We start from the raw sequence: 21174 nt of genomic DNA on the forward strand, positions 1-21174 counted from the left end.
CCGTCTACTTCTTGGCCGCGGTCTTTTTCTTTGCCGTGGACTTCTTCTTGGCCCCACCGCTCGACTTCTTGGCCTTTTCGGCCTTCTCCTTCTCGCGCTTGGGGCAGTTCATGTTCACGCAGATGCGCCATGGGCCACGAGCCGTCGAGACGATGACCTCGGGGGCACCGCACTCGTCGCACACCTCGCCCGTCGCGGTGATGTCGCCGCGCTGGGGCAGCGGATAGCTCACGTCGCATTGCTCGAAGTTCTCGCAGCGGATGAAGCGCTTGAGCGTGCGCGGGTTCTTCTGCGCGATGAGCTTGCCCTCGCGGCCTGCTTCCTTGCAGACCTCGCACGTGCCGACGACGATTTCCTCCATCTTGTTGGTGGGGCACTCGGGGTCGAGGCAGTGGTTGTACGCCTTCTGCCTGAAGGGCGTGACCTTGATCTGCGGGCCTCCGCAGGTGGGGCACGGCTCATCAAGTGCCTCGTAGCGGCCCTGGGGCAGCGGATAGGTCACGTCGCAATCGGGCCAGTTGTTGCAGCCCACGAAGCTCGCACGGGTCTTGGCCGACGTCTTCACGCAGAGGTCGCCACCGCACTTGGGGCACGCGCCGACGCGACTGTCGGCCGTGACGGCGTCGCTGATCATGTCCGCGATGGCGTCCTTCTCGGGAATGAGGGCCTCGATGATGCCGCCGAGCAGCTCGCGCGAATGCAGCACGACCTCGTCGCGCTGGCGCTTGCCATCGGCAACCTGCGTCATCTCGCCTTCGAGCTCGGCGGTCATGTTGGGAGTGGTGATGGGCTCGGCGAACTTCTCGAGTGCGTCGATGATGGCGATGCCGAGCTGGGTGGGCTCGATGGGGTCGTTCACGATGTAGTGGCGGCTGTAGAGGCGCTCGATCATATCGTGACGCGTGGCCTTGGTGCCCAGACCCTTGGCCTCCATCTCCTGGACGAGCTTGCCCGACGAGAAGCGCGCGGGCGGCTCGGTCTGCTTATGGGCGCAATCGGCATCCCAGAAGTCGAGTGTCTGGCCCTCGGTGAGAGGCGGCATCTGCTCGTCCTTCTTGAGGCCGTACGGATACACGCTGCGATAGCCCGGCTCGACGAGCACGTCACCGCGGGCGGTAAATGCCTCGCCCGCGATATCGAGCGTGACCTTGGTGGACTCGAGGACCGCAGCCTCGGACAGCGTCGCCATGAAACGGCGGCAGATGAGGCTGTAGAGCTTCCACTCCTCGGGGCGAAGCTTGTCGGGATCGGCCGCGCCCGTGGGATAGATGGGCGGGTGATCGGTCGTCTCCTGCTTGCCGCGCGTTGCCGTGAGCTTGTTCTTGGCGAGCAGCTCCTCGGCGCCCTCGCGGAAATCGGGAACCTTGGCGAGAATGCCGAGGACCTCGCGCAGGTCGAGATTGTCGGGGTAGACCGTGTTGTCAACGCGAGGATACGAGGTGTAGCCGTTCATGTAGAGCGACTCGGCGATGCGCATGGTGCGCGCCGGCTTGATGCCGATGGAACTTGCCGCCGCCATGAGCGACGTGATGTTGAACGGGGCCGGCGGATTGGACTTGCGGCGCTTCTTCTCGATGGTGCCGACGGTCGCCTCGCTTGCGCCCGCAATGCGGGCCATGACGGCATCTGCCTCGTCCTTATCCTTGAAGCGCGCAGTGGCATGCGTCGCGGTGAAGGCCTCGTCGTGATCGCCCTTGGGGGCGGCGTTGCCGGTGATGACCCAGTAGTCCTCGGGGATGAAGGCGTCGCGCTCCTTCTCGCGCTCGACCACGAGGGCAAGCGTCGGGGTCTGCACGCGGCCGGCGGAGCGCGTGTTGCCGATGCCGCTGTACTTCACGCAAGTGAGGTAGCGCGTGAGCACGGCGCCCCAGATGAGGTCGATGTACTGGCGCGTCTCGCCCGCATGCGCGAGGTCGTAATCGAGCGTCGTGAGCTTGGCGGGAGAGAACGCCTCCTCGATCTCCTTCTTCACGAAAGCCGAGTAGCGAGAGCGCGTGATGGGGGCGGACTCGTTTACCTCGCGGACCACCGAGATGGCGTCGAGGCCGATGAGCTCGCCCTCGCGATCGAAGTCGGTGGCGATGACGATCTCGTCCGCCTTCTTGGCGAGGTTCTTGAGCGAGCGAATGATGTCCTTCTCGGCGGGAAGCTTCACGATAGGCGCGTAGGTGAGGTAGGGCAGCGACGGGATCTTCCAGCCCTTGAGGTTGATGCCCTCGGGGATGTACGGACGACGCTTGGACTTCCACGGTGGGGTGGGGAGCTCCTTGGGGACGTCCGGCGCATCGATGACCTCGCCGTCCTCTTCGAGACCAACCCAGCCGGTCTTCTTCTTGTAGATGAGCTCCTGCGGGAAGTCGAGGCCCAGGATGTGGCCCTTGAGACCGATGGCGACGCATTCGTGGCCGTCGCGATTGAAGCGGTACACGGGGGTGTTGTAGACCTTGTCCGTCTCGGGCTTGCCACCTTGGGCAAGAAGGCGAGAGATCTGTTGGGCCGCGATGTTCTTCTCGGTAATGATTAGTTCCATGTTGTCCATCACTCACTCGTTTTTGCTGCGTTCTTGAAGACAGCTATGGCTTACAATTACCCGCGGAGACTAGCGGGTGGGGCCGGAAAGGCCTCAGTTGCACGATTTTAACCATATATATAAGGTTCTGGCTACCTCCATTTTGGAAACGATTAGCCCTACGCGCTGTGTCGTGTGCGACATGCCCGGCAGCGTTTTGTGCGAGGGCTGCGCTTCCTCCCTTCCCTTCATCGATCTTGCACTTGCTTGTCCGCGCTGCGGAGCGCCGTTTGGGCGTACGTTGTGCACGGAGTGCCCCATGCCCGGTAGCGAGTCGGCGCTGCTGCATCCCGAGGAGGCGTTTCCGTTCACGCAGGCGCGAGCGGCGCTTTCCTTCGAGGACGGGGCGCGGAGAATCATCGGCACCTACAAGGACGGCGACGAACTACGGCTCGATGCGGTGATCGCCTCGCTGCTGTGCGCCGCAATACGGGGACGGATACTGGGACAAATGGACAGGTCATTTGTCCCATGCGGACGGACGATGGGGGCCGACATCCCAAGGCCTCCCGCCGTCATTTGGGGTAAGGCGGGGCCTTCCGCTGTCACTTCGAGCGAAGCGGAGCGGAGTCGAGAAATCTCCTCCCCACCCTCCCCTCAGGATTGGACGCAGTGGGCGGATGCGCTCGTGTACGTACCGGCATCGCCCGAGGCGCTCCTGCGACGCGGATTCGACCACATGGAGCGCGTGGCGGAGATTGTCGCGCGGCGCACGGGGATGGCGTTCGTGCACGCACTCGTGAGTTGCAAAGGAGCACGCGACCAGCGGGAGCTGGGACGCAGAGAGCGACTGGCAAATCGCAGTGGGTCGTTTTCGCTGGCAGCAGATGCAGTGTCGGAGGCAGATGCGCTGCCGCGACGCATCGTCCTCATCGACGACGTCTTTACGACGGGCGCAACGCTTTCGGCGGCAGCGCATGTGCTCCTCGACGGCGGCGCTCACGAAATCCGCACTGTCACCTGCTGCCGCGTCTGGTGAAGAAGCAAATGAGACAAATGGACAGGTCATTTGTCCCACCTAGAAGAAAGGAACGAAAATGGCAAAGAGTCGAGTTGCAAGCGAAGCCAACATTTATCATGTTATGGCCCGAGGCACCGGGAAGCAAATTATCTATGAGAGCAAAAATGATCGGGTGGTCTTCTTGCGAATGCTTCGCCATGCGATAAAAACCCACAAAGCCGAGTTGTATGCCTGGTGTCTAATGCAAAACCACTTTCACCTGCTAATTCATGGAAATCTGGAGGACCTATCTCAGTGCATGCGGGAGCTTTGCGGAAATTATGCGCAGTGGTTCAACAAAAGGGCGGGACGTGTTGGGCATTTGTTCCAGGAACGATATAAAAGCGAGCCCATAGATGACGAGGCGTACTTATTGACCGTAATACGGTACATACACGAAAACCCCAAAAAAGCGGATATCTGTGCTACATCTCACTACGAATGGTCTAGCTATCGGGAATACGTCAATCATGCCGAGTTGTGTAACACGAGCTACGCTCTTGATATTTTAGGAGGAGTAGAGTCCTTCAAGGAATTCCATAAACAAAGTCATGAGTCTCTTGAGCGAATAGACCGAGATGAAGCACGACAACGCATCCGCCTTCTAAGCGAAGACGCAGTTGTCCAGGAAGCGAAAAGACTCTTGGGGGACATAACCCTCGCTCAGGTTAAATCCCTCCCAAAAAGAGAGCGCAACGCGCTGTTGCACAAGCTGAAATTAGAAGGATTTACCGTACGTCAAATCGAGAGACTCACAGGTATAGGACGAAGCATCGTATCTCGCGCATAAAATGGGACAAATGACCTGTCCATTTGTCCCATTCTCGTGTCCCAGTCTCGAGCAGGAGGCCTACCTCAATTCCTGGACGCTGGGAACGGTGTAAGTCGATTCGCGATAAGGGGAAACCAGACAAAAGCGCCCCGGCGGCAACTGTCTCATTTTTCGATTTGCTCGGAGAGCCAGCTGGCCCACTCGTCAACGCCGTCGCCCTTGGTTGCGGCGATGGCGAAACTCGGTGCCGTGGGGTTAAGGCGCGCGATGTGTTCGTCGAAGAGCGTCTTGTCAAAGGTGAAGGCCGGCATCACGTCGATTTTATTGAGGATGATGGCGTCGGCTACCTGGAACATACCCGGGTATTTGAGCGGCTTGTCGTCGCCTTCGGGCACGGAGAGAATCATCATCTTGATGTCCTCGCCTAAGTAGAAATCCGCAGGGCACACGAGATTGCCGACGTTCTCAATGAAAATGAGGTCGATGTTGTCGAGGTCGAGCACATCGAGTGCGCGGCGCAGCATGTCGCTTTCCAGGTGGCAGGCGCCAGCCGTGTTGATTTGCACGGCAGGGATTCCCATGGCCTTGATGGTCTGCGAATCGACGTCGCTCGCGATATCGCCCTCGATGACGGCGATATTGTACTTATCGCGCAGCGCGTTGATGGTTGCCACGATGGTCGACGTCTTGCCCGATCCGGGGCTTGCCAGCACGTTGACCATGTAGACGCCCTTTTCGTCGAGCAGGGCACGGTTTGCCGCAGCTCCCTCGTCGTTCTTGTTCAGGATCTTCGTTTCCAGGTCGATGTGAGCCATGTCATCCTTCTCTCTCGACGTGTCGGGGGGTCTGACCCCGTGACACATTGGCCCCTATGCGGGGGCATCCTCGTCGTCGGGTGTCTCGATTTCCATGGACGCGACTTCGAGTTCGCGACCCGCTATGAGCATGGTCGCCGCGGAGTCGCAGGCGGGACAGTGGTTGTGAAAGCGGTCGTGTTCGAACTCGTTACCGCAATCGAGGCATTTCGATCGCGGACTCACGAAGTCCATCACGAGCACGCAGCCGTCGAGCAACGGGTCATCTTCGGAAAGCGCCTCGAAGGCAAACTCCATCGCTTCGGGTACGACCATCGTCATCTCGCCGATCGTGAGCTTGATGTTTGTGATCTTAGTCGCACCGTTTTGACGTGCGACGGGGACAACCGAGTCGAATATCCCCTGAACAAGCGAAAGCTCGTGCATTATGCAGCCATCTCCGCTTCTTCCTCGGCGCGCTGGCGCTTGATTCTACGTGACAGCGCAATGCGCGCGGCGGCGAGGGACACCTCGTAGAGCGCGAGAAGCGCGGCGAACATGATGCCCATCGTCACGGGAGAAGCGTCCGGAGTGACGACGGCGGCGATTACGAGCAGGCCAACGTAGATGCCACGCCAACTCGCACGCATCTTCTTGTACGGCACGATGTTGAACAGGATGAGGAAGAACACCACAAGCGGCAGCTCGAACGCAAGGCCAAAGGCAAGCTCGAACAGGATGATGTAGTGCAGGTAGTCGGTTGCCTGGGGCAGAATCTGACCGATCGACATGCTTTCGTTCGTGAGAAACTGGAACGCCGGACTCAGGCAGAAGCAATAGCAGAACACCATGCCGAGCACGTAGAGCGCGACGGCAACGAAGAACGTCGGCAGCACGTAGCGGCGTTCGTTGGGGCGCAGCGCCGGCAGGAAGAACGCGAGCAGCTCCCAGAAGATGAGCGGGCTGCACACGAGGACGGACATGAAGAGGGCAACGCGAAACTTCAGCGAGAAGCCTTCGAAAGCGCCGGTCACATAGACTTCTTGCACGTAATCGCTCACGGGGAGGATGAGGAAGTCGATGAGGTAGGGCGCGAGCAGGTACATGAAGCAAACCGTAACGGCCAGCGCCACGACGATGATGACGATGCGGCGGCGTAGCTCGCCGATATGGTCCATGAGCGGCATGCGTGCGGGTCCGATGGGCACGTCACTCACCGTCCCTCTCGCCGTCAAGATCGTACAGGCTCGCGGCCATGCTCTTCTTCTTGACGGTGCCGCCTGCCTCGGGAATGGGCTTGCCCTCGGGATGCTCTGCGGGCGCGTCATCGAGGACGGACGCGAACGGGTCATCGGCAGCGGGTGCCGGAGCGGCTTGCTTTGCCGCCGGAGCAGGGGGCTCACCAGGAACGCCGCCAGGGATGGCAGCGCCGGGCTTGGCCGCGGGAGAACCAGTCGAGCTGCCGAACATGTCCTTGAACGGGTCGGTGAACATGTTCTTCGTCTCGTTGAGGGTATCGTTGATGGCGGAGATGTCCTCTTGGATGGGCTTGGTCGACTCTTCGACCTGATCCTTATAGGGGGCAATGGCCTCCTGGAAGGGATCGGCGACCTCTTCCTTGAATTTCTTGTTGGCCGCCTCGGAGGCGTTTCTGAACTGCCTGATCGCCCGTCCTACGGTGCGCCCCATCTGGGGCAGCTTCTCCGGTCCGAAGATGAGGAAACCGAAGAACAGGATAATCACTAGCTCCGTGCCACTGATTCCGAACACGAAAACATCCTTTTCTAACAACGTTCGATTTCCCTGCAAGCTCGCTACTTTACCACATGCGGGGCGGGGAGGCGTGCCTGGCACACTGTCTCAAACGATAGCCATAATCAATAAAATGTCTGCGATATGAGACAGTGTGCCAGGCACGCTGTCTCACTCGCCTGCGAACTCGATGCCCGTTTCGGTGATGACGCCGGTGATGAGCTCGTTGGGGGTGATGTCGAAAGCAGGATTGAAGACGTCGCATTCACTCGGCGCAATGGGAAGCCATTGATGCCCGTAGGGCATGCAGCGCACCTCGGTCTCGTCGCGCTGCTCGATGACGACCTCATCGCCCGTCACGAGCGACTTGTCGAAGGTCGAATGCGGCGCGGCGACAAAAAACGGCACGCTGTGATAGCTCGAGACAACCGCGAGCGGATAGGTCCCGATCTTGTTTGCTACGTCGCCGTTAGCGCACACGCGGTCGGCACCGACGATGACGGCGTCCACGAGCCCCTGGCCCATGATGGACCCGGCCATGTTGTCGCAGATGAGCGTATAGGGCACGCCCGCCTGCTCGAGCTCCCACGCGGTAAGGCGCGATCCCTGCTCGACGGGACGCGTCTCATCGACCCAGACCTTTTCGATGTCACCGTTCTCGAAGGCGTGGTAGATGATTGACGTCGCCGTGCCCCACGCGGCTGTTGCGAGCGCGCCGGCATTACAGTGAGTCTCGATGCGCAGGGGACGGCCCAAGCGCTGGGCAAGCGTGGAGATGATGACGGCGCCGTTCTCGCCGATGAGCTTGCATGAGTAGATTTCGTCCTCCATGAGCTGGCAAGCCTGCTCTTCGAGGTCCTCGGTGATCTTATCAACGCTACCACCCTGGTAAGCGGCCATGCGCGCCGGCGCCACGAGCTCGTTGATCGCCCACGCGAGGTTGACCGCCGTCGGACGCACCGCCGCGATCTCGCGGCCGCGTTGCTCGAGCTTGCTCGCGAATACGGTGACAGAATCGACGTCACTCTTGGGGTTGGCCTGGCGCTTTGCTTCGCGAATGACAGGCCATTCGTTCTTAGCCCAGAGCACAAGGGCGAACGCGCCGGCAATGCCGATGGCCGGGGCACCGCGCACGGCGAGCTCCTCGATTGCATCGCAGACCTGCTTCGAGGTGAAGCAGTCGATGTACTCGATCGAAAACGGAAGCAGGCGCTGGTCGAGCACCGTCAACCGGGCTGCCGCATCGTCAAGATTTGCCGTGGTCAGCGCACTGGGAACCCATCCCTCGAGCGCCGGCTGCCATTTTAGGGAACGCGGAAGATTCTCTCCCACCATGCCTATCGCACCGCCTTTGATTAAAAACACTTAGGCGGATGATACCACCAAGCGCCCGCACGCGGCGGCTTCACGCCTCACAAGACTTTGGCTATCATGAGCGCATGGATAAGAGACCAAACGCAAAGGCATTGCTGCCCATCGTCGTCTTCCTCGTGCTGTACCTCGGATGCGGCATCTATTTCGAGTACATCGCACCAGCCGAGGGGCAGATGGGCTTCTACGTGGTGAGCGTCGTCGTGGCGTTCGTCATCGCGCTCATCGTCGCGCTGCTGCAAAATCGTTCGCTTTCCTTCGACGAGAAGATCCACGTCTGTGCACGTGGCATCGGTGACGACAACATCGTCATCATGCTCTTCATCTTTCTGATGGCCGGAGCTTTTTCGGGCATTGCGAGTGCGGCCGGAGGTGCCGAGAGCACAGCCAACCTCTTTCTCGACATACTCCCTGCCCAAGCGGCCATACCCGGCCTCTTCGTCATCGCCTGCATCATCTCGCTGGCCATGGGCACGAGCGTGGGCACCATCACGGTGCTAACGCCAATCGCGGTCACGGTTGCGCAGAGCGCCGGTTTCAACTTGCCCTTATGCGTTGGCACCGTCGTGGGTGGCGCGATGTTTGGCGATAACCTCTCGTTCATCTCGGATACCACCATCGCGGCGACCCGCACGCAGGGCGTCAACATGAAGGACAAGTTCTTCAACAACTTCCGCATCGCCTTGCCGGCAGCGCTCATCACGCTCGGCATTCTCATCGTCATGGCACTCATGGCCGGCACGCCCACGCTCGACGACTTCGACTACAACATTTGGCAGGCGATTCCGTACTTCGCGGTGCTTGTCGCCGCGTTGTGCGGCATCAACGTCTTCGTCGTGCTCGGTGGTGGCATCGTGCTGTTCGCCATCGTCGGCGTTGCGACGGGTACGCTCGACTTCGCGACAGCGTTCTCGGCCATGGGCACGGGAACGGCTGGGATGTTCGAGACGATGATCGTCACGATCCTGGTGGCGTCGATTAGCGCGCTCATGCGCGAGTACGGCGGTTTCGCCTCGGTGCTTGGCTTCATCAAGCGTCACTTCACGGGCAAGCGAGGAGGCGAGCTGGGCTGCGGCCTGCTCACGCTGCTGCTTGACGTTGCCTGCGCGAACAACACGGTCGCCATCGTCGTGGCCGGCCCCATCGCCAAGCACATCGGCGAGAAATACGGCATCGAGCCCGTGCGCGTTGCCAGCCTCATCGACATCTTCAGCTGTATTGGCCAGGGTCTTATCCCCTATGGTGCGCAGCTGCTCGTTGCCGCGAGCCTCGCCGGCATCGCGAGCGTCGAAATCATGCCGTTTCTGTTCTATCAGTTCCTGCTACTCGTCTGCGTGCTCATCAGCATCGCCCTCGACAAGCCCGGTAGAAAAAACATCGGACTTGAGCAAGAAACCGCCAAAGAAAACGCCTAGATACCGTTTGCTATGGTCGGGACTGGGACAGGGGGACAGGTCATTTGTCCCATTACCGAATGGTGCCTGTTGCTAATGGGACAAATGACCTGTCCCCCTGTCCCAGTCCCGACCTGTCCATTGCTTTGCTACACCGTTCCCAGCGTCCAGGAATTGAGGTAGGCCTCCTGCTCGGGCGTGAGCGTGTCGATCTCGATGCCGAGCGTACCGAGCTTGACGCGCGCGATCTCGTCGTCGATCTCGGCCGGGATGTTGTAGCACTGCGGCAACAGCTCGTCGCGATGCTTGAGCAGATATTCCGCCGCAAGCACCTGGTTGGCGAAGCTCATGTCCATGACCTCGGCGGGATGCCCCTCGGCGGCAGAAAGGTTCACGAGGCGTCCGTCGGCAAGCAGGATGATGGTGCGGCCGTCAGGCAGCGTGTACTCGTCGACCAACGGCTTGAGGGTCTCCTTCGACACCGCATGTTCCTCGAGCCACGGGATGTTGATCTCGCTATTGAAGTGACCGGAATTGCAGATGATAGCGCCATCCTTCATGTTCTCAAACGCTGGCGCGTCGATGACGTTGAGATCGCCCGTCACGGTAACCCACACATCGGCGTACTTGGCGGCCTCGGCACACGGCATCACGCGATAGCCCTCCATGTGAGCCTCGAGCGCTTTGAGCGGATCGACTTCGCAGATGATGACGCTCATACCCATGCCGGCAGCACGCTGCGCCAGGCCACGGCCACAGAAGCCGTAGCCGCTCACCACAAGGGTGCGTCCCGCGAGCAGGCGATTGGTCGCGCGCACGATGCCGTCGAGGGTGGACTGGCCCGTGCCGTAACGGTTGTCGAAGAAGTGCTTGGTGTTGGCATCGTTAACGTTAAACGAGGGGTACTTGAGCGCACCAGCTGCAGCCATGGCCGCCAGGCGGATGACGCCGGTTGTCGTCTCCTCGGTGCCGCCGATGACGTACTCGAGGGCATCCTGGCGATCGCCATGGATGCGGTCGCAAAGGTCGGCACCGTCATCCATCGTGATCTGTGGCTTGGTATCTATGACGGCATCGAGGTGCTTGTAGTAGGTTTCGGTATCCTCACCACAGCGGGCAAAGACCTCAGCGCCGTAGTACTTGACGAGCGCAGCAGCCGTGTCGTCCTGGGTGGAGAGCGGGTTGCTTGCGCACAAAGCGACCTGCGCGCCGCCCTCGATCATCGTGCGTACGAGGTTGGCGGTCTCGGTCGTCACGTGCAGACACGCACCGACGCGGATTCCCTCGAAGGGGCGCTCCTTGGCAAAACGCTCGCGAATCTCGGCGAGCACGGGCATGTCGCGGTCGGCCCACAGAATGCGCGCGCGGCCCTCGTCGGCAAGGTTGATGTCGGTGATGTCGTAGCTCATGGGTTCCTCCTCGATGAAATGACACGCTGCACATACTATCACGGGCGAATGGGGCAAGCAGTCGAGCCGGGGTAAACGAACGGGCCATTTGTCCGCGATTGTCATTCCGACCGAAGGGGCCGCGAGGCCCCGAAGTGGAGGAATCCCATGGCGGAGATTTCTCGACTGCGCAGCCCTCGGCCGCTCCGCTCGAAATGACAAATCCTATGTCCCGGCGCCGTTTGTTTCATTTGTTAGAGTATGCTAACATTTGGATATGAATATTGCGAGTTGGATCATACTTGCCATCGTTGTCGTGTGGATTGGCATTGCCATCAAGGTCGCCTTCTTCGGCGGCTTTGGCAAGAAGGGGCGCTCATGCCACGGCACGCACCACGATGCCGACTTGCCAAGCGACGAGGACCTCAAACTTCCGAGTGCCTGCATGGGTTGCAGCAAGGGGAGCTGCTCCGGTTGCGCAAGCGCAGCCGACAGACACGACATCCCGATACCGGTTATTCGCGAAGAGCCAGAGTCCTAGGACCTGACTGGCAAAAAGTCGAGCTGCGCGCGCAAAAACCGCGGATGTCTAGACTACAGATGCATAACACACGCGTGGCGTGCAGGAAAATGCCTGATGTCTAGGGTTTGAGGGCTGCAGAGGCTAGACATTCGGCATTTTTGCGTATACGGAGTCCCGATACCCTAGACATTCGCGGTTTTTGCGCGCGCCTCGCATAATACCTTGCATATATGCGAATGCGACCGGGGAAGCTCGGCCGCATTCGCACGAGAGAGAGGAAGAAGAAGAGTAATTGTTCTTCATCTGAAATAATAGTATAGCTTCTTTTTATTCTATTTAAAGAATAATATATAACTTTTTTTCCTTTACTCGACCCCGACCATGACTTCGCTGGCCTTGAATACGGCGACGGCATCTCCGCCGTCCTCGAGTCCCAACTGGTCGATTGCCTGATTGGTAATCGAACCTTTGATCTTATAGCCGCAGCGCAGCTCAATGGTGACGATTCCATTTACCGCGCCTTCCTCTACCTCGACGAGCTTGCCCTTGAGTTGGTTGCGAGCCGAAATGTTGGGGATGCGGTCAGTTGCGAACATGACGGAACTCGCTTTGACTATCGCAATGGCCTCTTTGCCAACCTCGAGCCCCAAATCATGAATTGCTGCATTCGTAATGGAAGCTTTTATCTTGCATCCGCAGGGAATCTCGATCGTGACAATGCCGTTCACGGCACCTTCTTCTACTTCGACAATCGTGCCCTTCAGCTGATTACGTGCGGAAATCCTCATGATCTGCTCCTTATCTTTGCTTGCCACTGGGCGATTTACGAGTATCCATTCGTGGCAGTATTATTCTAATGCACATCTATTCTTCTTGTAAAATATTCTTTTATTGATATATTTCATATACCGAATCAATCACCTTGGGAGAGGAACTGCAATGGCAATCACCAAAACAGGAAGTAGAATCAGGCGACTTGGCGCAATCGCTGCCATGGCTCTCGTGCTAGCAGCGCTAACGATGGTGGGGTGTTCCTCGTCAAACGCGGGATCGCAATCATCGTCGCAAGCAGCTAACCTGCAAGGCCAGCAGCTCAACATCTATTGCGGCGCGGGCATGACCGAGCCCTTCCAGAAGATAGCTGACCTCTTCACCGAGGAAACCGGTTGCGAGATGAACGTGACCTATGCCAACGCCGCGCAAATCCAAACGCAAATCACCACGACGAACGAAGGTGACTTCTTCATCGCCGGCTCCAAGGAAGAGCTCAAGCCTGTCGAAAGCGCGGTCGCCTCGAGCGAGGACCTGGTCAAGCACGTCCCCGTACTTGCCGTTCCCGCCTCGAATCCCGCAAACATCACCGGCATCGCCAGCCTCGCCAACGCCCAGCGTGTGCTCATCGGTGATCCCGAATCCACCCCTATCGGCAAAATCGCCAAGAAAGCCCTCACCGATGCCGGTCTGTGGGACTCGCTCATGGGCTCGGGCGTCATCACCACCACGACCACCGCACCTCAGATCGCAACCGCTCTTGCCAATGGCGAAGGTGATGCGGGAATCGTCTGGAAGGAGAACGTGAAGGGCGATGGTGTGAGCATCGTCGACACGAGCGATCTTGATGCCCTCGTCAAGGTAATCCCCGCAGCTCAGCTTACCTGCGCTCAGGATGTCGCCGCCGTTAGCGTCTTCAAGGATTTCCTGCAAACGGATGCCGTCTGGGATATCTGGGCTTCCTACGGCTACGAGCGCGCATAGCTCCGTATATTCGGACGTGAATGTGGGACAAACGACCTGTCCGTTTGTCCCACATTTGTTCCAAGAATCGCCATGTCTCATACGGACGAGACACGCAAGCATAGTGGGCGCATCCGGGAACTCTTTCCCACACTCACCATCATCATCGCAATCGTGGCGCTCCTGTTCATCGGGAGTGCCATCGTTGCCGTTGTCGCCAGTGGCATAACCCACTTCCACGAGGCACTCACCTCGGCTGAAGTTATGTTCTCACTGCGCATGAGTGTTGTCACCTCGATAATCTCGACCGCCATCTGCCTCGTGCTCGCGCTGCCAACCGCCTACGCGCTCTCGCACACGAACATGCCCTGCAAGCGCATCGCGAGCGTCGTCATGGAACTCACGTTGTCGCTGCCCTACATCCTGCTGGGTTTCGCGCTCCTCATCATCTTCTCGTCACCGTTTGGCAAGGCACTCAAGGACATTGGCCTGGCCGTGGTCTTTCAACCGGCTGGCATCGTGTTCGCCCAGCTCATCGTCAACCTGCCCTTCGCCATCCGCATGGTGCGAACGGCGCTTGACGAGGTCAACCCTCGCATGGAGTTCGTGGCCAAGACCCTCGGGGCGAGCTCCTGGCAGGTGTTTCGCGACATCATCCTTCCCCAGGCGCGCAACTCGATCATCTCGTGCGCCGTCCTCACGTGGGCACGCGGGATGGGAGAGTTCGGCGCCACGCTCATGCTCGTGGGCGTCACACGTATGCGAACGGAGACGCTGCCGGGAAGCATCTACCTGAGCATATCGACGGGAAACAATGACGTGGCGATGGCGACGGCCATGATCATGCTCATCGTCTCGGCGGCGACGTTGGTGCTCGCGAACCTGCTGAATCGCCCGGTCGGAGCATCGCGCGTGGACAAAGGCGGGCGCAGTAGATGGCTGCGCAGCCGACGGGCATCTTGCGACGAGAAGCCGATCGACGAAATGCCCGATATCGCCGATGTGCCTTTCGAGGAGGAGTCCTTTGGCCGGTAGCATCGAAATCAGAGACTTGTGCGTGAAGCGCGGGGCGTTCGTTCTGAGCGTCCCATCGCTGAATATACGGCCACGCGAGATCTTCGCTATCCTCGGCTCAACCGGATCGGGCAAGACCGTGCTCATGGAGGCCGTCGCCGGGGCATGTTCCTGGAAACGCGGGGAAATCCTGCTCGATGGCAAGAGAGCCGACAGCCTTCCCGTTCAGCAGCGCCATCTGGGGATTCTCTACCAGGATTACGCGCTCTTTCCCCATATGACCGTGCGGGAGAACGTGGAGTACGGATTGCGGGTTCGTAAAATCGGCGGCGATGAAGCGCGAAGACGCGTCGACCGACTGCTCACGAGTTTTGGCATCGATGGAATCGCCGACCGATACCCTGGCGTCATCAGCGGTGGCGAGGCCCAGCGTACGGCATTGGCACGCGCCCTCGTCCTCGAACCCGAGATACTGCTTCTTGACGAGCCATTCTCGGCACTTGATCCCGCAACCAAGCGGCAAATGTACGATGTCGTGCGCGAAGTACACAAGCGCTTTGATTGCACCATCGTGTTCGTGACCCATGATTTCGAGGAGGCGCGCATCTTGGCCGATAAGGTCGGCATCGTGCTCGATGGCTCGCTGCGGACCGTGCGTGATGCGGATTGCCTTTTCGATGCCGACGGCCTGGACGATGACGTGCTGGCATTTCTCGACATCGATAACGCAACAAGTTGACGTAACCGCAGCTCTCAGACCTCGACAATGAGACAATGTCTCTGAGCAACCGTCTCATTTCTCCGCATTATCCATAAATCCAGATAAAGAACACGCCGTGATTATCCATCCGTAGTATAATGCGTTTATCATCGACTCTCGAAGCGAGCGGAGCTCATCGTGGCCATAGGCGACCTTACCCCCTCATATGAGGATTACATCGAAGCAATCTACGACCTTGCCCTGCATGGCAGTGGCTCGGTGCGCTCCACCGACGTCGCGGATGCGCTTGGCTTTTCCAAGGCCAGTGTTGCACGTGCAACAAAGAACCTGCGTGAGATGGGTTACATCGAGCAGGAGCGTTACGGCGAAATCACCCTCACCCAAGTTGGCAAGGAATACGGCGAGCATATCCTCACGCGTCATCGCGTACTGCGCGCCTTCCTCATCGATGCGCTCGGCGTGGATGAAGAGGCGGCTAATCGCGAGGCGTGCATGATGGAGCATGCTGTCAGCGAGGATACGATGAACAAGTGGATCGCCTGGTACGAGGAGAACTTCGGCCCCGTCTCCGAGACCCCCACGAGCACGCGGTTGTAGACCAGACAAAAAGTCGCCGGGGCAATTTTGTCTGGTGAGCTGTCGCAAATTCTGCGACAGCTGGACTAGAGAATCTTCACCCAAAATTCCAGTCGAGCCAAACGGCATTGACGCCATTTTTGTCGCAGAGTTTCTGGAGTTTGCGATCTAACGTAAACAGCGTTGCCCCCTCTCGGCGAGCGAGCACCAGGTAGAATAGGTCATACGAAGAGTGGCCGAGCCGCAGTGATTCGGTGAGGGCCTCCGTCCATAGCGAGGCATCATCGCGAAACTCGTCCACGAGAAGCAGGGCATCGCGTGCGCAGTCCACAGCCTGCGAAACCTCGAGGTATCCCCCGCGCACATACTTGCTCATCACGTGAGCTACCTCGGCATGCATGAACGAAGGCGCGATGACACATTCGTCGGGGTTACGCAACATGACAAGAGCGTCGCCCAAGTCGGTGCCCATGGCAATCGCAACGGCGGCGTTGGTATCGAGGACAATCATCGTGCGTCCTCCATGACCTTTGCCATGACGTGCTCGAGCTGCTCGTCACGCTCGTCCCTAGCCTGGGCGAGCATCTCCACCGGATTGGGAAGGCCGTCTTGCCGCTGCGTCCTGCGTTCGGCTGCCCGACGGAACACCTCCTCGCGTTTGGCTATGCGCAACTTCCGGACAGAGGTGAGGTCGAATGATGCGGGAGTTGTACATCCGCATGTCTGCGCAGGTGCGGTGCCGTGTATCAGGCAATCGACGGCATCCACCGTTTGCTGGGCCATGCTGCGATGATGCCGCGCGGCATACTCACGCAGGTCCTCGTAAAGGGCATCGGGGAAATCTCTTACTTGCAACGCCGGCATGAAGTGCTCCTTCATCGATATTTATTATGCATGTATTTTACATGCAATTTACCTATATCAGCAAGTTGAATTAAGCGTCAATTGTCTTAAATGTGCGAGATGAAACCAGACAAAAGTCGTCGGGGCAGTTTTGTCTGCCAACGCAGGAAACGCCCCGTAAGGGGCGCTTCCCGGAGAGAGGGAGGACATTTTGCGGGCGGGTGGAGGAGCCGCCCATGAAGAAGACTTGTCCTGAAGCCAGGGGTAAACGTTTTATGCAGCCGGGGCAATGAGACAAAACTGCCCCGGCGCGTTTTGTCTCATCTATGCAGCCGCCTTCGCAGTCGTGTCCACCTGCGCAGGTGCCATGGGCTTGCTGGCCGGACGGAAGAGCGCCCAGAGCAGCGCCGCGATGAGCACGAGGGCGACGATGGTGCCGAGGCTGAAGGCACCGGTCACGACCCAGGCGCCAATCTGGAAGATGATCAGCGCGATGACGTAGGCAAAGCCGCATTCCCAGCCGATGGCAGCCCAGAACCACTTGTTGAAGCCGCCCATCTCGCGCTTGATGGCTCCCATGGCCGCGAAGCACGGTGCGCAGAGCAGCTGGAAGGTCATGAAAGCGAAGGCCGCGACAGGAACGAGCAAGACGGAGCCGGTCGTCGCCGCAAGCGACGCCATGTAGGCACTGGTCCACGCGACGTTGGGGTCGCCGCCGTACACCACGGCCATCGTCGAGATGACGTTCTCCTTGGCGATGAGGCCGGTGATGACGGTGGACGCGCACTCCCAGTTGTTGAAGCCGAGCGGTGCAAAGATCCACGCGAAGGCATTGCCAAAGTACGCGAGGAACGAGTAATCCATCAGGTCCTCACCGACCCACATGAACTGACCCTCGTAGATGCCGTATCCGGACAGGAACCAGACCACGATCGTGGCGAGCAGGATGATGGTGCCCGCCTTCTTGATGAAGGCCCAGGCGCGGTCCCACATGCTGCGCAGCAAATCGACGAAGCGCGGCAGGCGGTACTCGGGAAGCTCCATGACGTACGGCGTGACCTTGCCCATGAACGGCCTGGTCTTGCGCAGGATGATGCCCGAGACGATGATGGCGGCGATGCCCATGAAGTACGCGAGCGGGGCGACCCACCACACGCCGCCGAAGATGGCCGTGGCGATGAGCGCGATGATGGGCAGCTTGGCCGAGCACGGCATGAAGGTCGTGGTCATGACCGTGAGACGACGGGCGCTTTCGGACTCGATCGTGCGCGAGGCCATGATGCCCGGCACGCCGCAGCCGGTGCCAACGATCATGGGCACGAAGGTCTTGCCCGACAGGCCGAAGCGACGGAAGAGGCGGTCGAGGATGAAGGTGACGCGAGCCATGTAGCCACATGCCTCGAGGATGGCCAGCAGGAAGAACAGGATCATGATCTGCGGGACGAAGCCAAGTACGGCGCCGACACCGGCAACGATGCCGTCCATGATGAGGTCGTAGAGCCAGCCGACGCACCCGACAGCCTCGAGAGCGGTGCCGATGAGGACGGGGATGCCGGGAATCCAGATACCGTAGGCGCTCGGATCCTCGGGTGCGGGGACGCCAACACCCTGGGTGATGACCTCGCCGGTTTCCTCATCGGTGACTTCGCCGTCAAAGCTGTAGACGACGGCCTCGGCAGACCCCTCGCGGCCTTCGGCGGCGATTTCCTCGTTACGGGCATCGGCAAGAGCCAACGCCTGTTCTTCGCCCGCTTCGCCGTAGTACACGAAGTAGTCGGTCTCCATTGAGGATTCCTCGTCGACCGAGGTGTATTCGGCCACGAAGCTAGAGCTGGCAGCCTGCTGCTCGAAACCCGCAAGCGCAGCCTGGAACTCCGGAGACTCGAGATCGGCTCCCTCCTCGGCTTCCTCGCCGATGAAGGCGGCGATCTCGTCGGTGTTAATGCCCGCTTCGCCGGCTTGCGTCAGGTACTCGTTGACGGCGGTCTGCGCCTCGTCGTAGGGCTCGGTCGCCGCGTCGAGTGCGGATTGCGCCGTGCCCTCGGTTGACACGATGGCAACCGGGTCAAGGTACCAGCCGTCGCCGAAGACGCCGTCGTTGGCCCAGTCGGTCGCGTAGGTGCCGACGGTGCTGATGGAGATGTAGTAGATGAGCGTGATGACCACGACGAAAATGGGCAGCGCCAGGATGCGGTTTGTGAGGACGGCGTCGACCTTCTCCGAGATGGTCGCGCCCGTGATGGAACGCCTGTGAACGCGCTTGATGAAGCTTTCGATGTAGCGGTAGCGCTCGTTGGTGATGATGGCATCGGACGAATCGTTGAAGAGGCTTTCGGCGTCGAGAATGATGTCGTCGCAGTTCACGTGTGTGCCGAGCTCCTCAATGGCCTTCTGGTCGCGCTCGAAGAGCTTGATGGCGTAGTAACGACGCATGTCATCGGGCATGACGCTGGGGAGCTTGTCCTCGATCTTCTTGAGCGCGGTTTCGAGCTCGGGCGTGAACGAGACGGGCTGCGGGGCGATACCTTCGCGGGCAGCCTTCACGGCCGTGGCCACGAGCTCCTTCATGCCGTCGCCGCGCAGGGCCGAAATCTCGACGACGGGCACCTGCAGCTGCTCTGAGAGCTCCTTGGACTTGATGGTGTAGCCGCGCTTCTTGACGATGTCCATCTGATTGAGCGCGACCACGACGGGAACGCCGAACTCCATGAGCTGCGTGGTGAGGTAGAGATTGCGCTCGAGATTCGACGCATCGACGATGTTGATGATGGCATCGGGGTGACCATCGGCCAGGTAGTTGCGGGAGATGACTTCCTCGTTCGAATACGGCGATAGCGAATAGATGCCGGGAAGGTCGACAAAGCGAATGTTCTTGTCCGCCTTGAGGTGTCCCGTCTTACGCTCTACCGTTACGCCCGGCCAGTTGCCCACGTATTGGTGGTTGCCGGTGAGCTGGTTGAACAGCGTCGTCTTGCCTGAGTTGGGGTTGCCCACCAGTGCGATGGTCGTTTCCATGTCGTGCTCTCTTCCTCTCCTTGCTTTTATGAGACGGCGGAGACAGCGTGCCCGGCACCGTGTCTCAAATCATCGGCATTTCTTCTGTTTTGACTTCGTTTTGAGACGCGGTGCCGGGCACGCTGTCTCCGCCGTCTCATTTGTTAGCTAATGCTAACAGCTATGCAAAAAGAAGGGCTGGCATGGGGGGTGGCCAGCCCTTCGTCTTACCGTATGGCTATGCCATCTCGACCTCGATCTTGTTGAGGTCCTCCTTGCGCAGCGAAAGGTGATAGCCGCGCACGGTCAAATCGACGGGATCGCCAAGCGGGGCGACCTTGTCGACCTTGATTTGGGCGCCCTTGGTGATGCCCATGTCCATGATGCGACGGCGCGTGGCGCCTTTGTCGCGCAGACGCACGACCGTGCAGCTCATTCCCGGCTTGATATCCGATAACGTCATGATGACCTCCGTAGTTAGTTATTGTTAACTGCATATTAGACATCGCTAACTTTTTGTCAATGCATAATTCTGGATTTTTTTGCGGAATGGCGAAAAGCGACGGCGTGAGCCGAAGATGCGCCGAGCACGCTGTCCTGAACACGCACATCACCGAGCATCATCCTGTTGCGCAACAAAAACCAGAAGCAGCGAAATATAATACTTGCGCAACATTTCACGATGGAGGGGTCTGGCACCCCGCGTGTCGCGGCACGTCCAAGATGATGCGCACATTGGAGGAACAAGCGCGTGGTCTCAAAACCTTCTTCGGGGATTGGCGCCCTCCTTCGCCATCTCCCCAAAGCATACAGGACTCTCGTTTCCGCCTCGACGCTTCTCGTGGCGTGCTCCGTCACGCTGTTCGCCTTTGCGATACCCCCCGCCCTGAGCGCATACTCGGGCAGCCTGTTCGGCGGTGCGGCCTCGGATCTCGCAGGTAACGCGGCCGCATCCGATGGAGACGGCACATCCAATGCAACGAACGCCCTCGATGCTGCAGGTGGCCTTGCGCTTCCCTCGGCAAATCTGGCACCCATCGGCGCAACCTCACTTGGCAATGTCATCGCAACGGCAACCGCGGCCGTAAACGAAGAGGGCCAGATCACGGCCCAGAATCCCCAGAAAGCTCCCAGCACTGCAGGCGAACAGGAGCCCCTCGGCGATACCACGAACCAGGAAACGCAACCCACTGAGCCCCCCGTCGATCCGAGCACAGACGAAAGCGAGCTCCGGGCAGCGGAAAGCGAGCTTACCGCCGATTTCTACAACGCCCAGGACCACTACGCAATGCTCTCCAACGTCGTTGCCGGCCTGCCCATATTATGGAGCCCGAGCGGATACGCTGATTACGATGTGAACCTGTGGAACGATTTGCCATGGGCTTACGAACTGAGTCGCAAATGCATCTCTGAAGCATCGGCATACGAGGGCAAGTGTGCCGATGGAGCACGCAAATTCCCCGCATACGAAAAACAGTACAACACCATCAACAACACCTGGTCGATGCTAAGCAGCGCATCGCGTATCCTCATCGACTTCCTTGATGCAGTACGCGCCTGCCCCGACCCTGCCACCCACTCCGAATGCTTCATGGGCATAGTCGAGGGACACATCGTTGGCGTTTCCTCGGGTGGCCAGACCGTATACACGCTCAAGGAGCTAGAAAACGCGCGTCAGCTCCTGAACCAGTTCTAATCGTCATCCCCACGTAGAAACCGCTAGTAACGC

21 protein-coding genes are annotated in these 21174 nt (G+C 59.4%); 9 read left to right on the plus strand and 12 right to left on the minus strand.

Annotated features, from left to right (window positions below):
- Positions 1-4 precede the first annotated feature (4 nt).
- Entirely contained in the window at positions 5-2530 is a 2526-nt protein-coding gene (locus OIM11_01165) for a DNA topoisomerase I (protein ID HJI99760.1), read from the minus strand.
- A gap of 298 nt (positions 2531-2828) precedes the next feature.
- On the opposite strand from OIM11_01165, the gene OIM11_01170 reads away from it, so the two are divergent.
- Together OIM11_01170 and OIM11_01175 are read left to right on the plus strand one after the other, a co-directional pair.
- Positions 2829-3548 carry a phosphoribosyltransferase family protein gene (locus OIM11_01170; GenBank protein ID HJI99761.1) on the plus strand — a complete coding sequence of 240 codons (720 nt, stop codon included), beginning with the start codon at positions 2829-2831 and terminating at the stop codon, positions 3546-3548.
- A 58-nt stretch (positions 3549-3606) separates the two neighbouring features.
- Positions 3607-4359 carry a transposase gene (locus OIM11_01175; protein ID HJI99762.1) on the plus strand — a complete coding sequence of 251 codons (753 nt, stop codon included), beginning with the start codon at positions 3607-3609 and terminating at the stop codon, positions 4357-4359.
- A gap of 146 nt (positions 4360-4505) precedes the next feature.
- Here OIM11_01175 and hypB read toward each other — a convergent pair whose 3' ends face one another.
- The 5 genes from hypB to mtnA all read right to left on the minus strand — a co-directional run bounded on the left by hypB (position 4506) and on the right by mtnA (position 8222).
- A complete protein-coding gene (gene hypB / locus OIM11_01180; protein HJI99763.1) occupies positions 4506-5156 on the minus strand; it encodes a hydrogenase nickel incorporation protein HypB in 651 nt (216 codons plus the stop codon).
- A gap of 54 nt (positions 5157-5210) precedes the next feature.
- Positions 5211-5582: a hydrogenase maturation nickel metallochaperone HypA gene (gene hypA, locus OIM11_01185; protein HJI99764.1), complete on the minus strand. Its 372-nt coding sequence runs from the start codon at positions 5580-5582 to the stop codon at positions 5211-5213.
- A complete protein-coding gene (gene tatC, locus OIM11_01190; protein HJI99765.1) occupies positions 5582-6352 on the minus strand; it encodes a twin-arginine translocase subunit TatC in 771 nt (256 codons plus the stop codon). Before tatC ends, hypA begins: the two co-directional genes overlap by 1 nt.
- On the minus strand, positions 6345-6905 hold the full coding sequence (locus tag OIM11_01195) for a twin-arginine translocase TatA/TatE family subunit (GenBank protein HJI99766.1): 561 nt from the start codon (positions 6903-6905) through the stop codon (positions 6345-6347). The genes tatC and OIM11_01195 overlap by 8 nt, the downstream gene beginning before the upstream one ends.
- A 153-nt stretch (positions 6906-7058) precedes the next feature.
- The gene (gene mtnA / locus OIM11_01200) at positions 7059-8222 is read right to left on the minus strand and encodes an S-methyl-5-thioribose-1-phosphate isomerase (protein HJI99767.1); all 1164 of its coding nucleotides are present in this window, start codon (positions 8220-8222) and stop codon (positions 7059-7061) included.
- Positions 8223-8326: 104 nt separating this feature from the next.
- On the opposite strand from mtnA, the gene OIM11_01205 reads away from it, so the two are divergent.
- Positions 8327-9673: a Na+/H+ antiporter NhaC family protein gene (locus OIM11_01205; protein HJI99768.1), complete on the plus strand. Its 1347-nt coding sequence runs from the start codon at positions 8327-8329 to the stop codon at positions 9671-9673.
- Between the two features lie 128 nt (positions 9674-9801).
- Here OIM11_01205 and ahcY read toward each other — a convergent pair whose 3' ends face one another.
- Positions 9802-11061, minus strand: a complete 1260-nt coding sequence (gene ahcY / locus OIM11_01210; protein HJI99769.1) for an adenosylhomocysteinase — start codon at positions 11059-11061, stop codon at positions 9802-9804.
- A gap of 256 nt (positions 11062-11317) precedes the next feature.
- Here ahcY and OIM11_01215 point away from each other — a divergent pair, with 256 nt between their 5' ends.
- A complete protein-coding gene (locus OIM11_01215; protein HJI99770.1) occupies positions 11318-11581 on the plus strand; it encodes a hypothetical protein in 264 nt (87 codons plus the stop codon).
- A 347-nt stretch (positions 11582-11928) separates the two neighbouring features.
- Here OIM11_01215 and OIM11_01220 read toward each other — a convergent pair whose 3' ends face one another.
- Positions 11929-12351: a TOBE domain-containing protein gene (locus OIM11_01220; protein HJI99771.1), complete on the minus strand. Its 423-nt coding sequence runs from the start codon at positions 12349-12351 to the stop codon at positions 11929-11931.
- Positions 12352-12502: 151 nt separating this feature from the next.
- Here OIM11_01220 and modA point away from each other — a divergent pair, with 151 nt between their 5' ends.
- From modA to OIM11_01240, 4 genes are all read left to right on the plus strand, one after another.
- Positions 12503-13318, plus strand: coding sequence for a molybdate ABC transporter substrate-binding protein (gene modA, locus OIM11_01225; protein ID HJI99772.1), 816 nt, complete (start codon positions 12503-12505; stop codon positions 13316-13318).
- A gap of 72 nt (positions 13319-13390) precedes the next feature.
- Positions 13391-14332 carry an ABC transporter permease gene (locus tag OIM11_01230; protein HJI99773.1) on the plus strand — a complete coding sequence of 314 codons (942 nt, stop codon included), beginning with the start codon at positions 13391-13393 and terminating at the stop codon, positions 14330-14332.
- Positions 14322-15050, plus strand: a complete 729-nt coding sequence (locus tag OIM11_01235; GenBank protein HJI99774.1) for an ATP-binding cassette domain-containing protein — start codon at positions 14322-14324, stop codon at positions 15048-15050. Before OIM11_01230 ends, OIM11_01235 begins: the two co-directional genes overlap by 11 nt.
- 159 nt (positions 15051-15209) lie before the next feature.
- Positions 15210-15629 carry a metal-dependent transcriptional regulator gene (locus OIM11_01240; GenBank protein HJI99775.1) on the plus strand — a complete coding sequence of 140 codons (420 nt, stop codon included), beginning with the start codon at positions 15210-15212 and terminating at the stop codon, positions 15627-15629.
- A gap of 76 nt (positions 15630-15705) precedes the next feature.
- On the opposite strand, the gene OIM11_01245 is transcribed toward OIM11_01240, so the two are convergent.
- The 4 genes from OIM11_01245 to OIM11_01260 all read right to left on the minus strand — a co-directional run bounded on the left by OIM11_01245 (position 15706) and on the right by OIM11_01260 (position 19911).
- A complete protein-coding gene (locus tag OIM11_01245; GenBank protein HJI99776.1) occupies positions 15706-16119 on the minus strand; it encodes a type II toxin-antitoxin system VapC family toxin in 414 nt (137 codons plus the stop codon).
- Positions 16116-16472, minus strand: a complete 357-nt coding sequence (locus OIM11_01250; GenBank protein HJI99777.1) for a hypothetical protein — start codon at positions 16470-16472, stop codon at positions 16116-16118. The genes OIM11_01245 and OIM11_01250 overlap by 4 nt, the downstream gene beginning before the upstream one ends.
- A 303-nt stretch (positions 16473-16775) precedes the next feature.
- Positions 16776-19466 carry a ferrous iron transporter B gene (locus tag OIM11_01255; protein HJI99778.1) on the minus strand — a complete coding sequence of 897 codons (2691 nt, stop codon included), beginning with the start codon at positions 19464-19466 and terminating at the stop codon, positions 16776-16778.
- A gap of 217 nt (positions 19467-19683) precedes the next feature.
- Positions 19684-19911, minus strand: coding sequence for a ferrous iron transport protein A (locus OIM11_01260; protein ID HJI99779.1), 228 nt, complete (start codon positions 19909-19911; stop codon positions 19684-19686).
- Positions 19912-20196: 285 nt separating this feature from the next.
- On the opposite strand from OIM11_01260, the gene OIM11_01265 reads away from it, so the two are divergent.
- Positions 20197-21141, plus strand: a complete 945-nt coding sequence (locus tag OIM11_01265; protein HJI99780.1) for a hypothetical protein — start codon at positions 20197-20199, stop codon at positions 21139-21141.
- Positions 21142-21174 lie beyond the last annotated feature (33 nt).

This window comes from Coriobacteriaceae bacterium, assembly GCA_025992705.1.
Lineage (GTDB): Bacteria > Actinomycetota > Coriobacteriia > Coriobacteriales > QAMH01 > QAMH01.